Annotated in this window: 22 protein-coding genes, 1 tRNA gene and 2 pseudogenes; 16 read left to right on the top strand and 9 right to left on the bottom strand. The window is 56.3% G+C overall.

All coding sequences use genetic code 11. The annotated features are described in order from the left end of the window. Positions 1–3: 3 nt before the first annotated feature. Positions 4–1,182, bottom strand: coding sequence for a sensor histidine kinase (locus JCM12296_RS00390; RefSeq protein ID WP_054688736.1), 1,179 nt, complete (start codon positions 1,180–1,182; stop codon positions 4–6). A gap of 319 nt (positions 1,183–1,501) precedes the next feature. On the opposite strand from JCM12296_RS00390, the gene JCM12296_RS00385 reads away from it, so the two are divergent. The 16 genes and pseudogenes from JCM12296_RS00385 to JCM12296_RS00315 all read left to right on the top strand — a co-directional run bounded on the left by JCM12296_RS00385 (position 1,502) and on the right by JCM12296_RS00315 (position 14,951). Then, complete coding sequence (locus JCM12296_RS00385) at positions 1,502–1,690, top strand: hypothetical protein (protein WP_054688734.1); 189 nt, start codon at positions 1,502–1,504, stop codon at positions 1,688–1,690. A 232-nt stretch (positions 1,691–1,922) separates the two neighbouring features. Continuing rightward, positions 1,923–1,998 (top strand) — tRNA-Gly (locus tag JCM12296_RS00380). Between the two features lie 86 nt (positions 1,999–2,084). Next, the gene (locus tag JCM12296_RS00375) at positions 2,085–2,708 is read left to right on the top strand and encodes a ribosome maturation factor RimP (RefSeq protein ID WP_054688732.1); all 624 of its coding nucleotides are present in this window, start codon (positions 2,085–2,087) and stop codon (positions 2,706–2,708) included. Beyond that, positions 2,708–3,052, top strand: a complete 345-nt coding sequence (locus JCM12296_RS48775) for a NusA N-terminal domain-containing protein (RefSeq protein WP_306303927.1) — start codon at positions 2,708–2,710, stop codon at positions 3,050–3,052. Before JCM12296_RS00375 ends, JCM12296_RS48775 begins: the two co-directional genes overlap by 1 nt. Continuing rightward, positions 3,001–4,140, top strand: coding sequence for a transcription termination factor NusA (nusA, locus tag JCM12296_RS00370; protein ID WP_306303926.1), 1,140 nt, complete (start codon positions 3,001–3,003; stop codon positions 4,138–4,140). Before JCM12296_RS48775 ends, nusA begins: the two co-directional genes overlap by 52 nt. A gap of 67 nt (positions 4,141–4,207) precedes the next feature. After that, positions 4,208–7,069: a translation initiation factor IF-2 gene (infB, locus tag JCM12296_RS00365; RefSeq protein ID WP_054688730.1), complete on the top strand. Its 2,862-nt coding sequence runs from the start codon at positions 4,208–4,210 to the stop codon at positions 7,067–7,069. Between the two features lie 7 nt (positions 7,070–7,076). After that, positions 7,077–7,364, top strand: a complete 288-nt coding sequence (locus JCM12296_RS00360) for a DUF503 domain-containing protein (protein WP_054688728.1) — start codon at positions 7,077–7,079, stop codon at positions 7,362–7,364. A 55-nt stretch (positions 7,365–7,419) separates the two neighbouring features. Then, positions 7,420–7,806: a 30S ribosome-binding factor RbfA gene (gene rbfA, locus JCM12296_RS00355; protein WP_054688726.1), complete on the top strand. Its 387-nt coding sequence runs from the start codon at positions 7,420–7,422 to the stop codon at positions 7,804–7,806. Further along, a complete protein-coding gene (locus JCM12296_RS00350; protein ID WP_083455663.1) occupies positions 7,772–8,764 on the top strand; it encodes a DHH family phosphoesterase in 993 nt (330 codons plus the stop codon). The genes rbfA and JCM12296_RS00350 overlap by 35 nt, the downstream gene beginning before the upstream one ends. Then, on the top strand, positions 8,749–9,654 hold the full coding sequence (gene truB / locus JCM12296_RS00345) for a tRNA pseudouridine(55) synthase TruB (protein WP_054688722.1): 906 nt from the start codon (positions 8,749–8,751) through the stop codon (positions 9,652–9,654). Before JCM12296_RS00350 ends, truB begins: the two co-directional genes overlap by 16 nt. 135 nt (positions 9,655–9,789) lie before the next feature. Continuing rightward, on the top strand, positions 9,790–10,059 hold the full coding sequence (rpsO, locus tag JCM12296_RS00340; protein WP_054688720.1) for a 30S ribosomal protein S15: 270 nt from the start codon (positions 9,790–9,792) through the stop codon (positions 10,057–10,059). A gap of 204 nt (positions 10,060–10,263) precedes the next feature. Beyond that, positions 10,264–12,362, top strand: a pseudogene (gene pnp, locus JCM12296_RS00335) (polyribonucleotide nucleotidyltransferase). Then, a complete protein-coding gene (locus JCM12296_RS00330; RefSeq protein ID WP_054688717.1) occupies positions 12,337–13,413 on the top strand; it encodes a M16 family metallopeptidase in 1,077 nt (358 codons plus the stop codon). Before pnp ends, JCM12296_RS00330 begins: the two are co-directional and overlap by 26 nt. Then, positions 13,383–13,607, top strand: coding sequence for an insulinase family protein (locus tag JCM12296_RS00325; protein ID WP_054688714.1), 225 nt, complete (start codon positions 13,383–13,385; stop codon positions 13,605–13,607). Before JCM12296_RS00330 ends, JCM12296_RS00325 begins: the two co-directional genes overlap by 31 nt. Before the next feature lie 67 nt (positions 13,608–13,674). Beyond that, the gene (dut, locus tag JCM12296_RS00320; protein ID WP_054688795.1) at positions 13,675–14,133 is read left to right on the top strand and encodes a dUTP diphosphatase; all 459 of its coding nucleotides are present in this window, start codon (positions 13,675–13,677) and stop codon (positions 14,131–14,133) included. A 29-nt stretch (positions 14,134–14,162) separates the two neighbouring features. Continuing rightward, a complete protein-coding gene (locus JCM12296_RS00315; RefSeq protein WP_246803873.1) occupies positions 14,163–14,951 on the top strand; it encodes an MBL fold metallo-hydrolase in 789 nt (262 codons plus the stop codon). A 54-nt stretch (positions 14,952–15,005) separates the two neighbouring features. Here the strand turns inward: JCM12296_RS00315 and JCM12296_RS00310 are convergent, their stop codons facing one another. From JCM12296_RS00310 to lpxC, 8 genes and pseudogenes are all read right to left on the bottom strand, one after another. Further along, positions 15,006–15,917 carry a selenium metabolism-associated LysR family transcriptional regulator gene (locus tag JCM12296_RS00310; RefSeq protein WP_054688711.1) on the bottom strand — a complete coding sequence of 304 codons (912 nt, stop codon included), beginning with the start codon at positions 15,915–15,917 and terminating at the stop codon, positions 15,006–15,008. Between the two features lie 3 nt (positions 15,918–15,920). Then, a complete protein-coding gene (gene coaD, locus JCM12296_RS00305) occupies positions 15,921–16,403 on the bottom strand; it encodes a pantetheine-phosphate adenylyltransferase (RefSeq protein ID WP_054688710.1) in 483 nt (160 codons plus the stop codon). A 60-nt stretch (positions 16,404–16,463) separates the two neighbouring features. Further along, positions 16,464–16,962, bottom strand: a pseudogene (gene rsmD, locus JCM12296_RS35590) (16S rRNA (guanine(966)-N(2))-methyltransferase RsmD). A 154-nt stretch (positions 16,963–17,116) separates the two neighbouring features. Next, positions 17,117–18,355, bottom strand: a complete 1,239-nt coding sequence (locus tag JCM12296_RS00290; RefSeq protein WP_246803872.1) for a sigma-54-dependent transcriptional regulator — start codon at positions 18,353–18,355, stop codon at positions 17,117–17,119. Positions 18,356–18,416: 61 nt separating this feature from the next. Then, entirely contained in the window at positions 18,417–19,901 is a 1,485-nt protein-coding gene (locus JCM12296_RS00285) for a sensor histidine kinase (RefSeq protein WP_246803871.1), read from the bottom strand. Positions 19,902–19,918: 17 nt separating this feature from the next. Further along, on the bottom strand, positions 19,919–20,656 hold the full coding sequence (locus JCM12296_RS43070; protein WP_246803870.1) for a hypothetical protein: 738 nt from the start codon (positions 20,654–20,656) through the stop codon (positions 19,919–19,921). Between the two features lie 17 nt (positions 20,657–20,673). Beyond that, positions 20,674–21,201: a DUF4390 domain-containing protein gene (locus JCM12296_RS00280; RefSeq protein WP_083455667.1), complete on the bottom strand. Its 528-nt coding sequence runs from the start codon at positions 21,199–21,201 to the stop codon at positions 20,674–20,676. A 139-nt stretch (positions 21,202–21,340) separates the two neighbouring features. Continuing rightward, positions 21,341–22,228 (bottom strand): UDP-3-O-acyl-N-acetylglucosamine deacetylase, encoded by an 888-nt coding sequence (gene lpxC, locus JCM12296_RS00275; protein ID WP_054688701.1) that lies wholly within the window; start codon positions 22,226–22,228, stop codon positions 21,341–21,343. Positions 22,229–22,407: the final 179 nt, after the last annotated feature.

Here is a 22,407-nt window from a genome sequence, read left to right as displayed (position 1 = left end):
TCCCTATTCAGGTTGTGGTTTGAGGGCGTGAAGATGCCCTGGCGCCTGCCTGGGTGAACGGGGCAAACGGAAACGGAAGGTGGTCCCATCCTCCGGAGAGGTGGTGAAGTCGATTTCGCCGCCCAGAAAACGCTCGCCGAACAGCTTCATCGAATAGGTCCCGAGTCCTCGGCCGGATGCGGCCTTGGTGCTGATATTGCGCTGAAAGATGCGCTTTACGACCGCATCGGTAATCGGTTGATGATTCCATACGCAAAAGGTAATCGTCGTTTCGTCGGCCGTGGCCCACAGTCGGATGGCACCGCCCTTTTTCGTGGCTTCCAGGGCGTTGGTGACCATGTTGGTCAGCACCCGTACGATGAGAAAGAAATCGCTTTTGAAGGATACATCACCATGGGCGGAGTCGATTTGGATGTCCTTGTTCCGGGTGGCCGGGTGGGTGCCAAAGACCGCCCCCAGCTCCTGGAAGACACGCTCAATGGTCAGTAACTGGAAGGTGGGGTGGAAATCGGCATCGGCGATCTGATTGAGGTGCTTTTGCATTTGCACCTCCCGGGATAGGTGCAGGGCCAGGCGGTGGATGCGCGCGGCAATGGCGTGGTTCTGCGCGCTAGCCTGCTCCAGCATGATCTCGCTGTTGCCCATAAGCGCATAAATGATGTTGCTCAGGTCGTGGAAAAAGACCCGTCCCAGGGCCTCCCATTGCTGTTCGTGAGTGATGTCCTGAAGGAACAGCAGCATCAGCTCCTGCTGCTCCACCGTAATCGGGCAAGCGCGCACCCTAAGGAAGAGGTCTTTTTCGGTGCCATGTTGGTTGACCTGTATGGCGCACTCTTTTTCCCAGGGTGAATTCCGTTCCAGGCAGGTGACCATGGCGATTGCCGCGCCGCAGGTGCTGCAGTAGGTCGATGTTCCGCAGCCGTTTGGACCGACCGCCTGGTGGATACAGCCCAATGCTTCTCCCAAACGCAGCCCCAATGCCTTTTGGGGATCATCGATACCCAATAAGTTCAGGAACGAATCATTGAGCGCCAGAATCTGGCGGTGGGTGTTGAGAACGGCCAGCAGGCCGCTGACCGTATTCAAGAGGCCATTGATCACCGGATTGACCACGGCGGCATTGATTTCGACGGTCAGTGCCTTGTATTCCAGCCGTTCGGCCGGGGCGAAGTATGTTTCCATAGGCGTGAGAAATCGGACGATGCTCGAAGTATAATGGTTACAGATGGATATTCCTCATCTCAATCTATCGTTTCGCTCCACCCAGGTCAAGCCCCGATACATCCATCCCTGCTGCAGACCATGGAGATATACATTTTTGTATATACATAAAATCAAACATACGAAAATGTATATTTCAAGATTGCCCTTGAAAATCCAACGAAGTGTTAATCTCATTGAAATATCATCTGATTTCCAGAAATCAGACGCGTTGGCATACTGTTTGATTGTTAAAATAACAAACGTAGACCATCAAAGATCAAACACAGAGGTTTAAACGATGATAGCGATCAACAAGATCAATTGGAATGGCGAAATCTGGCGGAAAATTCTCAATAGTGTTGCCGGAAAATATAACTGCGGTGTCAATTTCACCATCAACCGTGGTCAGCTGAATTTCGAAGGCGACCGGGATTGTGCAGAAGAGATCGTCAAAGAGGTTCTGGCCATTTTTGGAGGTTTACACTGATGCCTTAACCCTTTGCCATCTCCCCCGATCATCGACATAGCGTTGACGATATCCGTCAACATCTTGTATCCTTCAATTTTCCAGTTGATCGGCGGGGGCTTGCCGCGTTTGGCCGGTGCCCGTCGTGTCACGCCCGCTTTGTGCTCGCGGTGTGCGATGCTGGGATCCTGTATGTCAAATAGAAAGATATTGACAGGTGGTTCGTTTTGCCTTAATTAGTAGGCTTTGGTGAGCGGGCATAGCTCAGTTGGTAGAGTACAAGCTTCCCAAGCTTGGTGTCGCGAGTTCGAATCTCGTTGCCCGCTCCATTTCAAGTCCGGTTTCGTCTGTTCCGGTAGTGGTTGCTGGAATAAAGGCGGGTTTCCCGCCTGGCGTGGTGCTGATGGACTGGTAGATGACGGTATCCATAATCGGTTTGAAAATGGAAACGGGCGTTTTGCCCGTTTTTGTTTTTTGGTTTGATGAGAAGATGGCCAAGCGCGCTAAAAAAACAAAAGAGGCGTCCAGTGCTCCGGCGGAACCCCAATTGTCGGCCGTCGAGCGCTTGAAGCGGCAGCGGGCGATCGTCGAATCGATCATCCAGCTTACCGAACCGTTGTGCAATGCCGAGGGGATCGAGCTGGTTCATGTGGAGTACCAGCGTGAGCCCGGTGGGTTGACGCTCCGATTTTACCTGGACCGGCCTGGCGGGATTACCCTTGACGACTGTGTGGCGGTCAGTCGGCAACTGGAAGACATCCTTGATGTCCATGCCCAGGCGCTTCCTCCATACCGGCTGGAGGTCTCATCGCCCGGCATTGATCGACCCGTGGGAAAACTGGCCGACTTCAGCCGTTTTAAGGGGCAGATGGCAACGGTCCGTTTGGCGACGGCCATTAATGGCCGGAAGAATTTTAGTGGCATCCTTGCCGGTGTCGTCGCAGAAACCGTTCAACTGCAGGTGGGAGACGAGACGATCAGTCTGAATTTTAATGACATTACACGGGCACGGCTGATCAACTATAACGGAGAACGCTGATGTTTATAGCAGATATCAAACGTGTGGTGGAACAGGTAAGCCGGGACAAGGGCATTGATGTAGAGATCTTGATCCGTGCCCTGGAAGAAGCACTTCGTTCCGCTGCCCGAAAGAAATTCGGCAGCAAGGTCGACATCGAAGCACAATACAGCCCTGATACGGGTGAAATCGAAGTCTTCCAGTTCAAAGAGGTTGTCGATGATGAGGTGACCGAACCGGACCTGCAGATCAGTTTGGTGGAGGGGCGTAAACTCGATCCCGATTGCGAGGTCGGTGACAGCTCGGTACCAAAATGGATACGTCCACCTTTGGCCGCATCGCCGCCCAATCTGCCAAACAGGTGATCATCCAGAAGATGAAGGATGCCGAACGGGACGCCGTTTACTCCAGCTATGTCGATCGCAAGGGCGAAGTGATCAACGGGATCGTCCAGCGCGTGGATCGCGGGAACATCATTGTCAATCTGGGATCCACCGAGGCGATTCTGCCGACCCGTGAACAGATTCCACGGGAGAATTACCGTCGGGGAGACCGGATCCGGGCGCTGATTCTTGATGTCCTGTATGATACGCGCGGACCTCAGATTGTTCTTTCGCGAACCCATCCGGATCTCTTGATCAACCTTTTTAAAACCGAAGTGCCCGAAATCAGTGAGGGCATTGTGGAGGTGAAAGGGGCTGCGCGTGAACCCGGCAGCCGCGCCAAGTTTGCCGTTTCCTCACATGATTCCGATATCGATCCGGTAGGCGCCTGCGTGGGGATGAAAGGCAGTCGCGTACAAAATGTGGTTCAGGAACTCCGCGGGGAAAAAATCGATATCATCACCTGGCATGTGGACGCCGCGAAATATGTTTGTAATGCATTGGCGCCGGCGGAGATCTCACGGGTGATTATCGATGAAGAAAACAAGTCCATGGAAGTCATCGTTCCTGACGAATTCCTATCGGTTGCCATCGGCAAGCGGGGACAAAATGTCCGATTGGCCTCGAAACTGACCGGCTGGCACCTGGATGTCAATTCTGAATCCAAATACAATGAGATCATGGAACGCGGCTACGAATCCTTGGTCAACGTGCCCGGTGTCGGCGGAACCCTGGCCGATGCGTTTTTCGAGAAAGGAATTTATTCGGCCGACGAGTTGGCCGAATCAGCGGTTGAGGAGTTGACCGAGATCCGTGGAATCGGACCGGAGAAGGCCGCCGTTTTGATTGAAAGCGCCAGACAGTATGTTGTCGAGGCCGAGCAACGGGCCGAAGCCGAGCGACAAGCCGAAGCCGAGGCGGCGCTTGCCGCGGCGCAATCGGCCGAGTCTGAGTCTGAGTCTGAGGCTGAGGCCGGGGCAGTAACGGACGACGCGGACGGGGTGACGATGCCTCCGGATGAGACCGGTGACGCGATGCCTTCGGATGCCGAATCCCTGGGGGATGGATAGGCGTGGACCGGCGTAATGGGTTTGGCAACAGAGCGACAACGGTATAATAAAGATTGGGGGGGAATGGATGGCAAAAATCAGAGTTTATGAGTTTGCCAGAGATCTTAACATGACGAACAGGGAACTCTTGGACAAGATCCGGGACCTTGATATCGAAGTCAACAGCCATATGAGCTCTCTGGATGATGATGTGGTGGCAAAGGTCAAATCGGCCCTTTTTGGCGAAAAGGATGATCAGCTGGAAGAAAAACGTGTACGTCCAACGGTGATTCGGCGACGTAAAATTGCTACCCCCCAGGAGTCCGACACCCAAGCAGCCGCTTCTGTTTCTGAAGCCGAACCGGAAGATCTCCCCCCGGCTGAAACCGAACCAGAAATTCCGGCTGAGGCAACGGCCCCCACGGAGCCCGAACCGGAACCGAGACCGGAAGAGAAGGCCGTGCCGCCGTTGGAGTCCGCTCGAATTATAGCCCGTCCCGAGCCGCCACAACCGGTGGACGTCCCGCCGATGGTTTCGGAACCCGAACCCGAACCGGAACCCGAGCCAGAGGTCGTGCAAGAATCCCCGCCGGCAGATGCACCCGTCGCCGAGTTGCCGGTGGAGGTGACACCGGCCGAGGAGACCGAAGCGGTTGCGGTGGACACCACCGATTCCGTTGTGCCGGAGAAAGACGAAGTCCCGGCGGTAGCGCCATTGGCATCCCCCCCTGCCGAGGAGACCGCGATGGATTCGTCAGCGGCTGAAACCGTTGTCAAAGAACCCAAAACCGATACTCCCGCCAAGGCCACCCCGGCCAAGGCAAAAAAAGGTAAAAAAGAGACACCGGCGAAAATTATCAAGCTGCCGACCAAACCCGTATTGCCGACCAAGCCGGCAGGACGCCCGTTACCAACCGAGCCGTCGAGCATGCCCTACGCGAAAGAGGCGGCGGGAGACGACACGTCATCCGCAGCCAAGGAAAAAGACAAGAAGAAGAAAGGCTGGCGCAAGAAAGATGCCGGTGCCGATGAAATGCGCCCAACCAAGAAAAAGGGTGGCCTGCGTAAAAAGGAAATCGTTGAAGGCGCGGCGCTTTATACCGGTAAGGGGCGCGGCCAGAAGGGCCGCAAGGGAAGCAAGTTGAAGGCGATGCCGGTCGGCCAAAAAACTCAAATTACAACCGCCAAGGCAATTAAGCGGCGCATCAAGGTTGACGAGACCATTGTCCTTTCGGAACTGGCCAAGCGGATGGGGATCAAGGCCAATGAGATGATCGTCAAACTCATGGGCATGGGTGTCATGGCCACGGTGAACCAAACCATCGATTTTGAGACGGCGGCTCTGGTGGCGGGAGAATTTGGCTATGAAGTCGAGAAAGCTTCTTTTGAGGAAGAAGTGATTCTCAAGAAAACCGAACAGGAAGACCCGGAAAAACTGCAGCCGCGTCCACCGGTGGTGACGATCATGGGACACGTCGACCACGGCAAGACATCCCTGCTGGACGTGATCCGCAAAACCCGCGTTACCGAAGGTGAGGCCGGAGGAATTACCCAGCACATCGGCGCCTATCACGTGCAAACCGAAAAGGGCGTCATCGCCTTTCTGGATACACCGGGGCATGAAGCCTTCTCCGCCATGCGATCCCGCGGGGCCAAGGTGACCGATATCGTCGTTTTGGTGGTTGCCGCGGACGATGGCGTGATGCCGCAGACCATTGAAGCGATCAACCACTCCAAAGCATCCCACGTGCCGATTATCGTTGCGATCAACAAAATGGACAAACCGGATGCCGACCCGGACCGGGTGCAGCGCGAACTGAGCGAACACGGCCTGGTTCCCGAAGCCTGGGGTGGGGATGCCATCTTCGTGAAAGTATCGGCCAAGAAGAACACCGGCATCGACGAGTTGCTGGAAATGATTCTGCTTCAGGCGGAAATTCTGGAGCTGAAAGCCAATCCGAACAAGTTGGCCTCCGGCCACGTGGTCGAAGCCAAACTGGATTCGGGGCGCGGACCGGTGGCTACGGTGCTGGTGCAGGATGGTACCCTGCGGGCCGGCGATTCGGTCGTTTGCGGGATGCACTATGGCAAGATCCGCGTGCTGCAAGACGATTTGGGCCGTACCGTGGAGTCTGCCGGTCCCTCCATGCCGGTCGAGATCGTGGGCCTTTCCGGCGTGCCCATGGCCGGTGATGAGCTGGTGGCACTGGCCGATGAGAAAGATGCCCGTCAGGTCAGCCAGCATCGGATGCAGAAACAACGGTCCAAAGAGCTGGCCAAGACCAACCGGCTTAGCCTGGAAGGCCTCTTTGAAAAGATGCAGAAGGGCGAGGTCAAGGATCTGAACTTGATCATCAAGGCCGATGTGGATGGATCCATCGAGGCCCTGCGGGATTCGCTGGTCAAGCTCTCCAACGACGAGGTGAGTATCAATGTGATCCATGCGGCCACGGGTACGATTACCGAATCGGATATTTCACTGGCCGCCGTATCCAACGCCATCATCATCGGCTTCAACGTTAGGCCCAACGTCAAGGTCCAGGAGCTGGCCACCGAAGAGAATGTGGATATGCGATTCCACAACGTCATCTACAATGTCATCAAGGAAGTCAAGGATGCCATTGTGGGCATGATGGAGTCCATCTACGAGGAACGGGTGCTGGGTCGTGCCGAGGTGCGTCAGACTTTCCATGTCCCCAAAGTGGGTACCATTGCCGGCTGTTATGTCACCGATGGTAAAATTCAACGTGGCCAATTGATGCGCTTGTTGCGGGACGGGATTGTAACCTATGAAGGCAAAAACAGCAGTCTGCGCCGCTTCAAGGATGATGTCAAAGAGGTTCAGTCCGGGTACGAGTGCGGTATCGGCATCGAGAATTATAACGACATCAAGGTCGGCGATGTGATCGAGAGTTATTACCTGGAAGAAATTCGACCGGAAGTGGAGTAGGACAAGGATGGTGGTGGGCGCCGGGTGCTTGGTTTTCAGGATTCATGACTGCCACTCGCTGAAAGCAAAGCGGAGTGTCGTTAAAGCCATTGTGGCGCGTATCCGCAACAATTTCAACGCATCCGTGGCGGAAGTGGCGGACAACGACGTTTATCAGCGGGCGACCATCGGTGTTTGCATGGTCGGCAGTGACCGACGGCTGATCAACACCAAGCTGGACAAGCTGTTTAACTTTGCCGAGGCACTGGGCTTGGCTGAAATAATCGACACGGATCTGGAAATTATCTCTCTGTAGCCGCTGACGGTACGCCCTTGAACCGGTGGACCCCCCGGCTGGAAGTATAACCAACGTGGTAAAACGAACATTCAATCGTGCCGAGCGAGTCGGCGGACAGGTTCAGCGCGTGCTGGCAAACCTGATCCAAAAAGGGGTCAACGATCCCCGGTTGGCTCAGGCCACCATCACCGGCGTCGTGCTGAGCCGTGACCTGCGCATCGCCAAGATCTATTTTGCCACGCCCGGTGGGGAGGTGGAAAAAGAGACGATCCTGTCAGGATTCGAGAGTGCCAGGGGGTTTATCAAACGGGAACTGGCCCGGGAATTGGGCCTTCGGTACATGCCGGATTTGAAATTCTTCTATGATGGGTCCTTTGATTATGGCGCCCAGATCAACCGGGTGCTGAAATCCCTACAAACCGACGATGAAACAAATAATCCAACAACTGACGAGCAGTGAGCATATCCTGCTTGCATCGCATTCCAATCCGGATGGTGACGCCATTGGCGCCTTGTTGGCGCTTGGCCTATCGCTCGAGAAGTTGGATCGCCACGTGACGCTGCACAACGAGAGTTCCATTCCCGAAGTCTATCGATTTTTGCCTTCGGTCCAACGCATCCAAAAGCAGATCACAACCCCGGCGCAGTTCGATACGGCGGTGATTCTGGATTGTGGCAGCCTCAGCCGGGTCGGATCGGCGGCGGAGGCGATCGGTGCGATTCCGGTCATCATCAATATCGATCACCACACCACCAACAAACGCTTCGGGCAGCATCACCTGGTGGATGTGGATGCCTGTGCCACATCCGAGATCGTTTATCGGTTGATCAAGGCCATGGGGCTCGAGATCGACCCGGCCATTGCAACGGCCATCTATACGGGAATTCTGACCGATACCGGATCCTTCCGTTTTTCCAATACCAACCAGGCGGCCTTTGCGATCTGTGAAGCCATGGTGGTGGCCGGGGTGAAACCGTCCGCGGTTGCCCAGTACGTCTATGGTACCTACTCCTTGGGACGTATCAAGCTGCTCAACCTGGCGCTCGACTCCATCGAGGTCTCCAACAACGGCTATCTCTCGATTATGACCGTAACGCGCGAGATGCTGGCCGAGACCGGCACCCAGCCCGAAGACGCCGATGGCCTGATCAACTATGCCCGGCGGATTCGGGATGTCAAGGTTGCCGCCCTGATTCACGAATTGGAAAATGGCGCGGTGGATGACGGTGGACGCAAGTCCTTTCATGTCAGTTTGCGCTCGGATGGCAGCGTGGACGTCTCGCGCATCGCAACGACGTTTGGTGGCGGCGGGCACGCCGGTGCGGCCGGTTTTTCCGTGGAGTCGCGCCTCTCCGATTTGAAGCAGACCATATACAACCTGTCTGATGGTTTTGGCGAACCATGTCGGGTGAATTAAACGGGATTATCGTCCTGGACAAGCCCGAGGGCATTTCGTCGGCGGCGCTGGTGGCCCGGGTCAAGCGGGTTGTCGGAGCGAAAAAGGTGGGCCACAGCGGCACGCTGGATCCGTTCGCCACGGGGGTCATGGTGTGCTGCCTGAATCGGGCGACGCGACTTTCGCGTTTTTTGCTGGAAGGCGACAAGACCTATGAGGCCGAAATGGTCCTGGGGATTTCTACCGATACCCAGGATGCAACGGGTCGGGTGATGGCTGAGCATCCGATAGACGGCATTACGGCCGCCTCGGTCCATGCGGTGGTGCCGCGCTTCATCGGCGACATCGAACAGATTCCACCGGCTTACTCGGCCCTGAAACACCAGGGCACGCCGTTGTATAAGCTGGCGCGCAAGGGCATTGCCGTGCAAAAGCCGGCCAGGCCGGTACGGATTCACCAGTTGACGATATTGTCCATCGACCTGCCGGTGGTTCGTCTGCGGGTTTCCTGTTCGGCGGGAACCTATATTCGCACCCTGTGTGCGGATATGGGCGCGGCCCTGGGATGTGGCGCGCATTTAAAGCGTCTGCGCAGAACCGCCAGTTGCGGTTTTGATGTTGATACGGCCCTGACGCTGGAGACCCTTTGCGCGTATCGGGACGAAGGGCGCCTTGAAAAAGCGGTGATTCCCATGCATGCGGCCCTGCCGCGGATGCCTGCCGTTACCGCGGATGACGGATTGGCCCAAAAGATCCGCAACGGGAAAAAGCTGGCCAGCACCGATTTCGCGGATTCGTCACCCCTGTTAGAAGGCACGTTCAAGGTGATCGATTCCGGCGGCCAGTTGATTGCCGTACTGGAGGCGACATTGGCGGGCAGTTATATTTATTGTTGTGTTTTTTCAGTATAAAGGTGATATTTACAAGCCTGTCGATTTTTACGAGGCAATGATTTTTGCAGGCCGGACCTGCTTTGGGTCAGGGCGGACGCGTCCGGATGCGAACCGAATGAATATGTGGTAACCATTTCAAGGAGGATGAGAACAGTGGCCTATACTGCCGAAACCAAGAAAGAACTGATTGAAAAATACAAAAAGCACGATACCGACACCGGGTCGCCGGAGGTTCAGATCGGGCTTTTAACCCACCGGATTTCCTACCTTACAGAACATCTGAAGGTGCACAAGAAGGATCATCATTCCCGTCGTGGCTTGCTGATGCTGGTGGGTAAACGCCGCAGACTGCTCAATTATGTCAAACGCAACGATGTGCAGCGCTATCGCTCCATCATCGAAACCCTTGGTTTGCGGCGCTAAGGTGTTTCGACCCTGGCAACCCCGGGTTGCCGAATCCTTTTTGCCGGTTCCCACGGATTCAACTGCCGGCGGTACTCCCGCCGGCCAGATGACCGGGAGCCTTCCGGTGAACACCGGACAGATGGCCTGACCATCGGCAATTTCCGGGCAATGGGCGGACAGACTTTCGCCCTTGCCGCACTTTATTCAGGAGAAAGACGTTAAATGGAATATACATTCAAGGCGGATGTGGGGGCAAACACCCTTAGCATCCAGGCAGGTAAAGTCGCCAAACAGGCCTCCGGGTCGGTTGTGGTGCGATATGGTGACACGATTGTCCTGGTTACCGTTGTATCTGCCAATGACGAGAGAGATACCGATTTTTACCCCTTTCCGTGGAGTATCAGGAAAAGGTCTATGCTGCCGGCCGAATTCCGGGAAACTATTTTCGTCGCGAGATTGGCCGACCCAGCGAGAAGGAAACCCTCACCGCCCGCCTGATTGATCGCCCCATCCGCCCGCTCTTTCCGAAAGGCTACCGCTTCGAGACCCAAGTGATTGCCACCGTGCTCTCCATGGATCAGGAGAATGATCCGGACATGCTGGCCATGGTCGGCGCCTCGGCGGCCCTGGAAATTTCGGACATCCCCTTCGCCGGTCCCATCGCGGCGGTCCGCGTGGCCCGTGTGGACGGCCAGTTCGTGGCCAACCCCACGCTGGCCCAAACGGCCGTCAGCGATATCAATATTATCATTGCCGGCTCGCGCACCGGGGTGGTCATGGTCGAGGGTGGCGCAGACGTGGTCAGCGAAGCGGACATGCTGGAGGCGATTTTCTTCGGCCATCGTGCCATCCAACCGATTATCGATGCCCAGGAACAATTGAAGGCGGCCTTGGGTAAACCGAAACGCGTCTTTATGCTGCCCGAAAAAGATCCTGCCCTGGTCGAGCGGGTTCAGGAAAAAGCCACCGCTTCGTTGCATGCGGCCTTGACCATTCCGGAAAAAATGGAGCGCTACGCGGCCGTCCGGGCCGCCAAGGCCCAGATTATCGAGGGGATGGGCGAGGAAGGCACCGAGCGGCGCGAGGAGATCGCTGCCATCCTGGGCGACCTGCAGAAACAGATCTGCCGGGACATGATTCTCAAGGAAGGCCGGCGGATCGACAATCGCCGCTTCGATGAGATCCGCCCCATTACCTGTGACGTGGGGATTTTGCCCCGGCCCCACGGCAGTGCCTTGTTTACCCGTGGAGAGACCCAGGTGCTCGGGATTCTGACCCTGGGCTCGGGTGGCGACGAACAGCGCGTCGAAACCCTCAGCGGCGAAGAGAACCGGCCTTTCATGCTGCATTACAACTTCCCCCCCTACTCGGTGGGCGAGGTCAAGCGTGTCGGTGCTCCCAGTCGGCGGGATATCGGCCACGGCGGCCTTTCCACCCGGGCGTTGGAACGGGTTCTGCCCGAAAAAGAGACCTTTGATTACACGATTCGCGTGGTTTCCGAGGTGCTCGAATCCAACGGATCCTCCTCCATGGGTACCGTGTGCGCCGGCACGATGGCCCTGATGGATGGGGGGGTGCCGATCAAGGCTCCGGTCTCCGGTATTGCCATGGGATTGGTGAAAGAGGGCGACCAAGTCGTCATCTTGTCAGACATTCTGGGCGATGAAGACCACACCGGCGACATGGATTTCAAGGTCACCGGTACCACCGAGGGGATCACCGCCCTGCAGATGGACATCAAGATCCTCGAGCTTTCCCGCGATATCATGGAGAAGGCGCTGGCCCAGGCCAAGGCCGGCCGCATGCATATTCTCGATAAGATGCTCCAGGCCATCGAAAAACCGCGGGATGACATCTCTCCCTTTGCCCCCAAGATCGTCTCCATCAAGATCAACCCGGACAAAATCCGTGATGTCATCGGCCCTGGTGGCAAGGTGATCCGGGCCATCCAGAGCGAAACCAACACCAAGATCGAAATCGACGACAGTGGCCTGGTCAAGATCGCCGCCACCTCCGCCGAGGATGGCGATGCCGCGCGCCAGCAGATCGAGTCCCTGACCATGGAGCCCGAGGTAGGGGCAACCTACGAGGGCAAGGTGGTCAAGACCACCGATTTCGGTGCGTTCGTCCAACTCGTTCCCGGAACCGACGGCCTGGTCCATATCAGCCAGCTGGCCAACCGCCGGGTGGCCAAGGTGACCGATGTGGTCAAGGAAGGGGACATGCTCAAGGTCAAGGTGCTGGAAATATCCAAGGACGGCAAAATCCGCCTCAGCCACAAAGCCGTACTCGAAGATGAACGCAAAAACGGCGGTGAATAAAACCACCCTGGAGAACGGCGTTCGGATCGTCTCCATGACCATGCCCCACGTGCGCTCGGTCTCCATGGGCGTCTGGGTTCACGTGGGGGCCCGTGACGAAAGCGAGGCCGAAAGCGGGCTCTCCCACTTTATCGAGCACATGATCTTCAAGGGGACGGTCAAGCGCAGTGCCTTCCAGATCGCCAAGGAGTTCGATGCCATCGGCGGTCAGACCAATGCGTTCACCTCCATGGAACATACCTGCTACCATGCCCGGGTGCTGGACAGCCAGTTCGCCACCATGGTGGATATCCTTTCCGATATTTTTCTCAATTCGGTCTTTGACGAGCGAGAGGTCGCACGCGAGCGGCCGGTGATTTTCCAGGAAATCGGGATGGTCGATGATACCCCTGAGGAGTGGGTCCACACCATGATGGGACCCGCCTTGTGGGGGAATCATCCCCTGGGGCGCTCCATTTTGGGCGCACGGGAGAATATCCTCGGGTTTGACAGCCAGATCCTCCGGCATTTTTTCGGACGCCTGTACCAACCCGACCGGATCGTGATCGCCGTGGCCGGCAATGTGGCCCATGACCGCATCGTCGATCTGACCGCCCCCTTTTTTTCCGCAATTACCCCTGGCAATGGATTTGCTCCGCGCACGACGCCTGCCGACGGCCACGCGATCATCACGCGTCACCGGGATCTGGAACAAGCCCATATCTGCCTGGGCATGCCCGGGGTGTCGGTGCATGATCCACGCCGGTATGCCGCTTCCCTGCTCAACACCATTTTAGGCGGGAATATGAGTTCGCGCCTTTTTCAGACCGTGCGGGAAGAACGCGGGCTGGCCTATACGATTTATTCGTTCCTCACCTCCTATGCCGATACCGGCATGCTGGGGATCTACACCGGCGTCACCCCGCAGGATGTGGCCCAATGTCTGTCGTTGATCATGCAGGAACTTCAAAAACTCAAAGACGAGCCGGTTCCCGAGGAGGTCCTGCGCGATGCCAAGCGTTCACCGAAGGAAATTTGCTCATGGCCGAGGAGAGCCCGGACAGTCAGATGATGCGCCTGGCGCAGAACGAATGCTACTTTGGGGACGATATCCCCATGCAGACGGTCATCGATCAGATCGATGCGGTGACGTCCGCCGACATTCTCTCCCTGGCCAACGCCTTATGGTCCAGCGGAAGCCCGGCGCTGACCATGCTTGGCCCCCAAGCCGATCGTATCAATCCGGAAGTGCTGCTGCACGTTTAACGGGGTGCGCTTGGGCTGCCGATGGTTTGATTTCACCAATTCCCAGCTACGGATTTGAATGGTTGTCATGCACCCTGCCGTAAATGTTGCTTTTCAAAGACTGGATGGCGAGAAAAACCGTGATCTGCCGTTGCCCCGTTACATGACGGCAAGCAGCGCCGGCATGGATATCTGTGCCGCCTTGGAGGAAGATTTGGTGCTCTCCCCAGGAGCGATCCATTTGGTGCCCACCGGTTTTGCCATGGCCTTTCCCGATGGGTTCGAGGCCCAGATCCGACCCCGTAGCGGCTTGGCCGTCAAACATGGTATCGGCATCATCAACGCACCGGGTACGATTGATGCCGATTATCGGGGGGAAGTCAAAATCGGGCTGATCAATTTGGGACCGGACGCGGTAACGATCAAACGCGGCGACCGTATCGCCCAGATGGTCATTCAGAAAGTCTGGCGTGCCCGTATCAACGTGGTTGACCGGCTGGATGAAACCGACCGCAGTACCGGCGGCTTCGGGCATACGGGCCGTTGACCATGGCCATCGGGGGGAATGATGGCGTCGTGCGGCGCGAAAAATTTCGGCTCTCGGTGTGTGTCCTGGCCAGTGGCAGCCGGGGCAATGCGACCTACGTATCCGACGGCCGGACCTCGATTCTGATCGATGCCGGTCTTTCCGGCAAGGAGATTCAGCGTCGGATGTCAGCCAACGGCTTGGATCCAAAGCAACTGGATGCCATCCTGGTGTCCCATGAACATGCCGATCACATCCAGGGGGTGGGGGTCCTGTCCCGGCGCTTCGACCTCCCCGTGCATATCAATGACGCCACGCTGCAGGCATGCGAGAACACCGTGGGCCGCCTGGCCCGGGTGAGACCGTTTGTTTGTGGTGAGTCGTTCCCGGTTGGCGAACTGAACATTCATCCGTTTTCCATTTCCCATGACGCCGAGGACCCCGCCGGTTTCACCATTACCGGCCATGGCGTCAAAATCGGCATGGCCACCGACCTGGGGGTGGTTACCGGCATGGTCCGAACCCATCTGGAGGCCTGTGATCTGCTGGTCCTCGAAGCCAACCACGATCCGCAGATGCTGATCGACGGACCCTACCCATGGCCCCTGAAACAGCGCATCCGCGGCCGCAGCGGCCATCTATCCAATGAGGATGCGGCGCTTTTACTGACCGAACTGCTCCATGCCAGGCTTCAGCATGTGGTGCTGGCCCATCTCAGCGAAGCCAACAATACCTCCCAAAAGGCCCACGCAGCGGTGAGCCGGGCGCTCAACGGCAACGCCATCCAACTGCACGTGGCCTCCCAAGCCGAGGGCTGTGGTCTTCTGACGATCGATTGACCTGTTTCTGGTTGCCATCATTTTGGTGCGCAATTGGCACGTTTAAGTGGCCGTTCAGCTGCGATGGGGTGGTGAAATCGGCTGGCTGTTGATGAAGTCGATGAAGATACGACTCAGCGGGGAGAGGCTCCGATGCTGGTGATGGGTGAGATAAAAGGCGCGTTTGAGGTTCAGCCCCTCGATGGACAGGGTATGCAGGCGGCCCGCGGCCACATCGTCGGAAACGGCAATGGCGGACAGAATCGATACACCCATGCCGTTGCGGATGCCCTGGCGGATCGCTTCGGTGCTGCCGATGCGGGCCACCACCTTGAGCTCGGCAAAATTCAGCCCGGCTTCCAAAAAACTGGCCTGAATCGACTTCAGGGTTCCCGATCCCTTTTCACGAATGATAAACGCCTCGCTGAACAGCTCTTGAGGGGTGACCCGTTCCCTGCCGGACCACGGGTGGCTGGCCGGAACCACCAGACACATTTCGTCTTCCACCAATTGGGTTTGGGCGATGGCGGTCATATCGGCGATGGCCCCGACAACGCCCAGTTCGAGGTCCCCGTCAAGGATCGCTTCGATGATCTGGCGCGTGTCGGCGATGGTCAGGCTGACGTTGACTTCCGGAAAACGGGTCGTGAATGCACCGATGATCGCCGGCAGAACAAAGGCGCCGGGGATGGTGCTGCCGCCCAGGTCGAGGCTGCCTTTGACCTTGCCCTTGAACTCGGCCATGGCACTTTCGGTTTCGTCACGCAGGGCCAGGATCCGTTTGGCATAGCGGTAAAGCAGACGGCCAGCTTTGGTGGGCAGGGCTTCCTTGGCCAAGCGGTCAATCAACCGACAATCGAAATGGTCTTCAAGATCCTTGATGTGGCTGGAGACCGTCGGTTGGGAGAGGTGCACGGCGCGTCCGGCCCGTGAAAAGCTTTTCAGGTCCACGACCTTGCAGAAAATGTGCAACTGCCAGATATCCATGGATCAGAACCCGAATTTGGCCTGGATCCGCCGGTTGACCCCAGGCGGTACCATGTCGGATATATCACCGCCGAAGCGGGCCGCTTCCTTGATGATCGATGAACTGGTAAAAATCCAGCGCAAACCGGTCATGAGAAAAACCGTCTCCACTTCCCGGTTGAGCTTTCTGTTCATCAACGCCAGCTGAAATTCATATTCGAAGTCGGAAACGGCCCGCATGCCTCGCAGAATCGCGCTGGCTTTACACCGGTGGGCATAATCCACCAACAGGCCGTCAAACGTGTCAAACTCGACATTATCGATTCCCATCATCGATTCGGCGAGCATTTCCAACCGTTCCTCAACGGTGAAGAGCGACTTCTTGCCCGGGTTGTGCAAGATGGCGACGATGATGCGGTCGAACAGTTTCAGCCCACGTTTGGCGATGTCGAGATGGCCGTTGGTGACAGGATCGAATGAGCCGGGATAGATAGCAATGCGTTGCATGATTTCTCCAGCGGTTCGTCTCAGCAAATGAAAATGGGCGCATAATGATTTGGAAACGGTCTATAACACGGCATTCAGAAAGGAAACAAGGGTTTTCCCAAATTGTCGCTGGCTAACCAGGACCAACCCGGCGGGAACCGGGAGGATGGTTTCCCGGCGGCTGTGTTCGACGACGATCCGGGCCGTATCGGCCAGCATGCCACTTATGGTCAGCGCCGTCAGTGTCGGCAAGACGGCATCGGTTTCATAGGGCGGGTCCATGAAGATCAGGTCAAACGGCTGAGGTTCGGTCCTCAGGCAATTGAGGTTTTTGCGGATATCCCATTGAATGACCCGGGTGCGGGCTTCCAACTGGAGATCCCTCAGATTGCGCCGGATTGTCGCGAGTGCTGGTTTTGCCTGATCAATGAAGACCGCCGTCAACGCGCCCCGGCTCAAGGCTTCGATTCCCAGCGCCGGTACCGGCAAACAGGTCGAGCACCTTTTGGGCCTGAATGGTGGGGCCGAGGATGTTGAACACCGATTCTTTTATTCGGTCGGCCGTGGGGCGGGTGTTCATTCCCGCCGGCGCCACCAGCCGCCGTCCCTTCAGCCGACCGCTGATCACCCTCATCCCTTGCGCTCCGCCAGGAGCGATTTGATATATGCGGTCTTCACGCCGATGGCTTTCGCCGTTTTGGCGACATCGTTATCGTTGGCGGCCAGCTTCTTGTTCACATATTCCCTTTCGAAAGCCCGGCGTGCCGCGTCCAGATGATCGATGGAAAAGAGCTCATGGGGGCCGGTCTTCGGATCGAAGAGGTGGGGGGCAGGTGGTTGCATTGGATAACGTCCCCCTGGACCATGATCACCAGCCGCTCGATGAGGTTTTTCAATTCGCGCACATTGCCCGGCCAATTATATTGGGTCAGCACGGGCAAGGTCTCGGCGGCCAAGGTCTTGCGTTTTTCACGATTGCTGGTGGCCGCCTCGGCAAGGAAAATTTCAGCCAGCACGGGAATATCGTCCTTGCGCTCGCGCAGGGGCGCGACCTCGATGGGAACCACGTTGAGCCGGTAGTAAAGGTCATCTCGGAACCGCCCGTTGGCCATTTCCGTTTCCAGGTCCTTGTTTGTGGCGGCAATAATCCGCACATCCATGGTCAGGTCCCGCCCGCCACCCACGCGCTGGAATTTTTTTTCGTCCAGCACGCGCAGAATCTTGGCTTGGGTGTTCAGGCTCATGTCGCCGATTTCGTCAAGGAAGATGGTTCCGCCATTGGCCAGCTCGAATTTTCCTCGCTTTCTGCTGTTCGATCCGGGGACAACACCTTTTTCATGGCCGAAGAGCTCACTTTCAATAAGACTTTCGGGAATGGCGGCGCAGTTGACATCAATCATGGGGGCATCGGCCCGGGGGCTGAGCTGGTGAATGGTTCTGGCCACCAGCTCCTTGCCGGTACCGTTTTCACCCTTGATCAACACCCACGACCCGGTGGGCGCCACAGTGGCGATCTGTTGCTTCAACACCTGGACGGGCGGGCTGTTGCCGCTGATGGAATGCCGTTCAATGGTCTTTTTGCGCAGGTATCGGTTCTCTTCCTCCAGGCGACGGAAGTTGAGCGCGTTGTTGATGGCCACGATGACTTTGTCGATGTTGAGCGGTTTTTCGATCAGGTCATAAGCGCCCAGCTTGGTGGCCTTTACGGCGGTTTCGACATTGCCATGGCCGGTAATGATGATGACCGGCAGCGCCGAGTGGTTTTTCTTGATCTCTTTCAAGGTTTCGATGCCATCGATGCCCGGCATCCAGATATCCAGCAGAACCAGGTCGGGCAATTCGGCGTCGATGGTTTTCAAGGCTTCGTAGCCGTTGCTAGCGGTGATGACATCAAAGCCTTCATCGGATAAGAGGCCGCTCAGGGATTGTACGATGGACGGTTCGTCATCGACAACCAGGATCGATGGAAACATGCGTCACGCTCCTTTTTCCAGCCTGCGCCATGGGCCTTTGTGAAGGTTGGGGCAAAAACGCCTAGACAGGCAATTCGATGACAAACTTGGCGCCTTTGGGCAGATTGTCCTGCACCCGTATCATACCATTGTGGTCGCTGACAATGGAGTTGACGATGGTCAATCCCAATCCCATACCGGATTTTTTCGTCGAGAAGTTGGGTTCGAAGAGGCGAATTTTGTCGGCATCGGAAATGCCGGTGCCGTCGTCGGCGACTTCGATGCGAACGCGTTTCAGAATGGGATCAAAGATGGCCGAAATGGTAATGTGGCCCTGGTTGCGAACGGCCGCAACCGCATTGTCCACCAGATTGATCATGGCCTGTTTGAATTGTTGACGATCCAGGTTCAAGATGGGAATGCCTTCCTCCATCTGGACGCCGAAGGTAATTTCCGGATGCCCTTCACGGTAGAGTGCGACGGTTTCCTCGATGATGGGTGGCAGGTGACCCGGTTTTGGATCCGCCGTGGGAAAGCGGGCGAAAGTTGAAAATTCGTTGACCAGGTTGCGGATCAGGTCCACGTGATCGATGATCATCTGGGTGCATTCGTCGAAAACAGGCTCGTTGATGCGGCCGGAGTAGCGCCTTTTCAAGCGTTGGGCCGACAGGCTGATGGGGGTGAGGGGATTCTTGACCTCATGGGCGATGCGTCGGGCCACTTCCCGCCAGGCCGCCATGCGCTGGGCTTTTTCGAGTTCGGTCAGGTCGTCGAAAACCATGACGAACCCGATGGGGTTGCTCTGCTCGTCCCGAAGCGCCGTGACATAGACCAAGAAGGTCCGCGGCTGCCCGCTGACCACGACCCGCATGGGGATTTCCAGGGTTTGTTCGCCCACGCCCAAGACCTCTTCCATCACGTCATCGGCGAACTGAAGGTGTTTGGTGACGAGCAATTCACTGTAATGTTTTTCAAGGATTTGACCGGCATCGATGTCCAGCATGTGTTCCGCTGATTTGTTGAAGGTGGTGATCATCCCGTTGGCATCGGTCGTGATGACGCCAGCGGAAACATTTTGCAGAACGATTTCCATATACTGCCGCCGGGATTCGATCTCCTGGTTCTGTTCGGTCAGTTTGCGGGCCGACAATTCCAATTGCTGGCGGTTGGAACGCAGATCGCGCGTCATTTTGTTGAAGGCTTCGATAAGGCTGCCGATTTCGTCATCGGCGGCCATGCTGTCAATGGTGACCGTCAGATCCCCGTCGGCCACGCGTCGGGTTCCGTCGGCCAGATCCATGATGGGGATGGTGATGGTCTTGGCCAGGTAAAAACCGAACCATACCGCACAGAAAAGCACCAAAAGGGCCACGATGGAAAGGGTAATGTAGTAGGTGACCTGGATCGGCTTTTTGAGCAATTTGATCTGCTGGTATTCGTCTATTCCGCGGGAGATGGACTCCAGGTTTTCGGCCAGATCGCGAGGAATCAGATTCCCCAGGGCAAGGTAGGCGATGGCTTCATTGGACGCGGCACCAAAGGGTAGGGTGCTGATGGTTCGCAGCAATTCCCCCTCACCCAGGGTTACGGTCTGGGTGCGAATGCCTCGCGTGCCGATATCGGTGGTAAATGTGCCCGGTGAGGCGGCTTGACGTCCATCGCCTCCAGGTTTTTCCCCAGCGCGTAGGTGAGACGGTTATAGTTGGCGGAGTATACTTCCACCACATCGATATCAAACTCGCGCTGGACGATCTGAAGATAATGGTTGAGTTCCTTGGTCTTGTCCGGCGCGATCATATCTTTGCGCTGGATCTGATAAGCGATGCGTTCGAGGAAGAACCGATGGCGTACCTCGTTTTCACGGTAGAACTTTTGCCCCACCAGGAGAGACTTTTTCAATGCCTGTTCGACGGGTACGTTGAACCAGAATTCAATACTGTTGGTGATGAAATTGATGGCGAAAAAAAATAAGATGGTGGTGGGCAGCAGTGACAGCGCCACGAAAGCCATGACCAGTCGGGTACGCAGCCGGGATCCCATCGCTTTGCGGCGCCGGGCATAGAGCAGTTTTACCAGATTGCGGAAAACCAGAAAGATCAGCAGGATCAGGAGCAACAGATTGATGTTGATCAGGATGAACATCAATATGGTATTGGAGACGGGAATGTCCGTGCCGAAAGTGACGATGCGGTTTTCCGCCAGGGTGAGCAGGGTCACCATGATAATGACGACGATGCCGATCACCAACTCGCGCTTGCGACGTCTGCGTTCCTCCGGGGAGAGACGTGGTCGATGGGGCGGGTTGCCGTTGCCGTAGTTCATTTTAGCAGGTGCGACCGTTAGTAGATAAAATCGATGGTATACCAGTCGGTTTCAAAATCCCAGAGGGATAGAAAGAAGAGAACGTAATGCAGATAGTAGGGCAAGGTTACCCGACTGAGTTTCGCTTTTGCCTGTATTTGGTAATGGCTGTCCTTGGTCAGTTGTTCCAGCCGAATCACGTTGAGACTGTCGATCTCGGTCATGAGTTTTTTCGCCATATCGAAGGAGTGAACGACCACGGGGCTGTTGGGGTCCCATGACCGCGATATGGCATACTCTTTCTTCAGGCTGTTGTACTTGATGGTGTGGGTCAGGGACAGATCCACCAGCTCTTTATCGAACCACATGCCACGGGTTCGATAAAGCTTGATAAAAAAAGAAAACGTGGCCGGGATGCCGTTGTTGACGGCCGCTTCCATTTTGGGGGTGAAGGCCCCTTCCACCGACAGGTAGATTAACAGGTCGTCCCGGGTATTGGTTACGATGATGTTGGTGAGTGTGGCTTGTTTGGCCATGGCCGGGACCCGGGCGGCGAATACAAGCATGGCCGCTATAAAAAACCGGCAATCCACCGTCCGGATCGGTTCATGGCCCCGTCACTGATCGTTTGAGTTGACTAAATAGAAGAAAACAATACGAAAACCGAACATAGCGGAGTTGGTTGAAAATGGCAAGGTGTTTTGATTACGAACCGTTTGCCGATACCGCGTCACAGGCCAGGGTAAACGTTTCCCAAGATTCTTTTTGACTGAAGAACTTTTCCAGGAAGGCGTGATTGAAGGCATGCCCGGAACGCTCGGTTACCACATGGCCGATGATGGGCATGCCGATCAGGGAAAAATCGCCGATGCAGTCCAGTGCCTTGTGGCGGACAAATTCATCGACAAAGCGCAAACCGCCGTCATTGAGGACGTGGTCGCCATCAATGACCACGGCATTGTCCAGGGATCCGCCGCGACCCAGGCCAAACCGTTTCATCATTTCCACTTCATGCAGAAAACCGAAGGTCCTTGCCGAAGAGATCTCTTTCCGGAAGACTTCCGGGGTGACCACAAAATCGCAGGTTTGGGTGCCGATCAACGGATGATCATAAACGATGGTGCAGGTGATTCTGAAGACATCCGCAGGATAGATGGTAACGGATTTTCCGTTCTCGGCCAGGGTGATGGGCGCGGTGACCTTGAAGTAGCACTTATTGCCGTCTTGGTGCTGGATGCCTGCCGATTGAATCAGTTCGGTAAACGGCTGGGCACTGCCATCCATGATCGGCAGTTCATAGGCATCGACCTCGACAATGGCATTGTCGATGGACATACCGCTGAACCCGGCCATCAGATGTTCAATCGTCGATACGATGCATCCCTCGGCGCCGATGACCGTTGCCAAACTGGTGTCGACCACATTGTTGAAATGCGCCGTCACACCGGGACGGCCCGGCAGGTCGGTACGCACGAAGCGAATACCATGGTTGGGGGGCGCGGGGTTGATCGTCAGGGTAACCGTTTTCCCTGAATGAACGCCAATTCCAGAACTACTCACCACCCGAGCAAGGGTTTGCTGATGCTTGTTCATGCGCCGATTTTATCCTGTCATGCGCCGAGCCGATATCGTGGCGAGCGCTTGCGGGCTGTTGTATCCGTGTCTCTATTTGGGTTCGTTTGTCCGAGTTGCCGATGCACGCTGAAAGCCTCTCCCAGGAACCAGCGCCATCGACAAAATTGGGCAATTCTAATCATCGCTTTACTTTTTGA

The organism is Desulfosarcina cetonica JCM 12296, from assembly GCF_001311845.1.
Lineage (GTDB): Bacteria > Desulfobacterota > Desulfobacteria > Desulfobacterales > Desulfosarcinaceae > Desulfosarcina > Desulfosarcina cetonica.
This window is presented reverse-complemented; position numbering and strand designations above follow the sequence as displayed.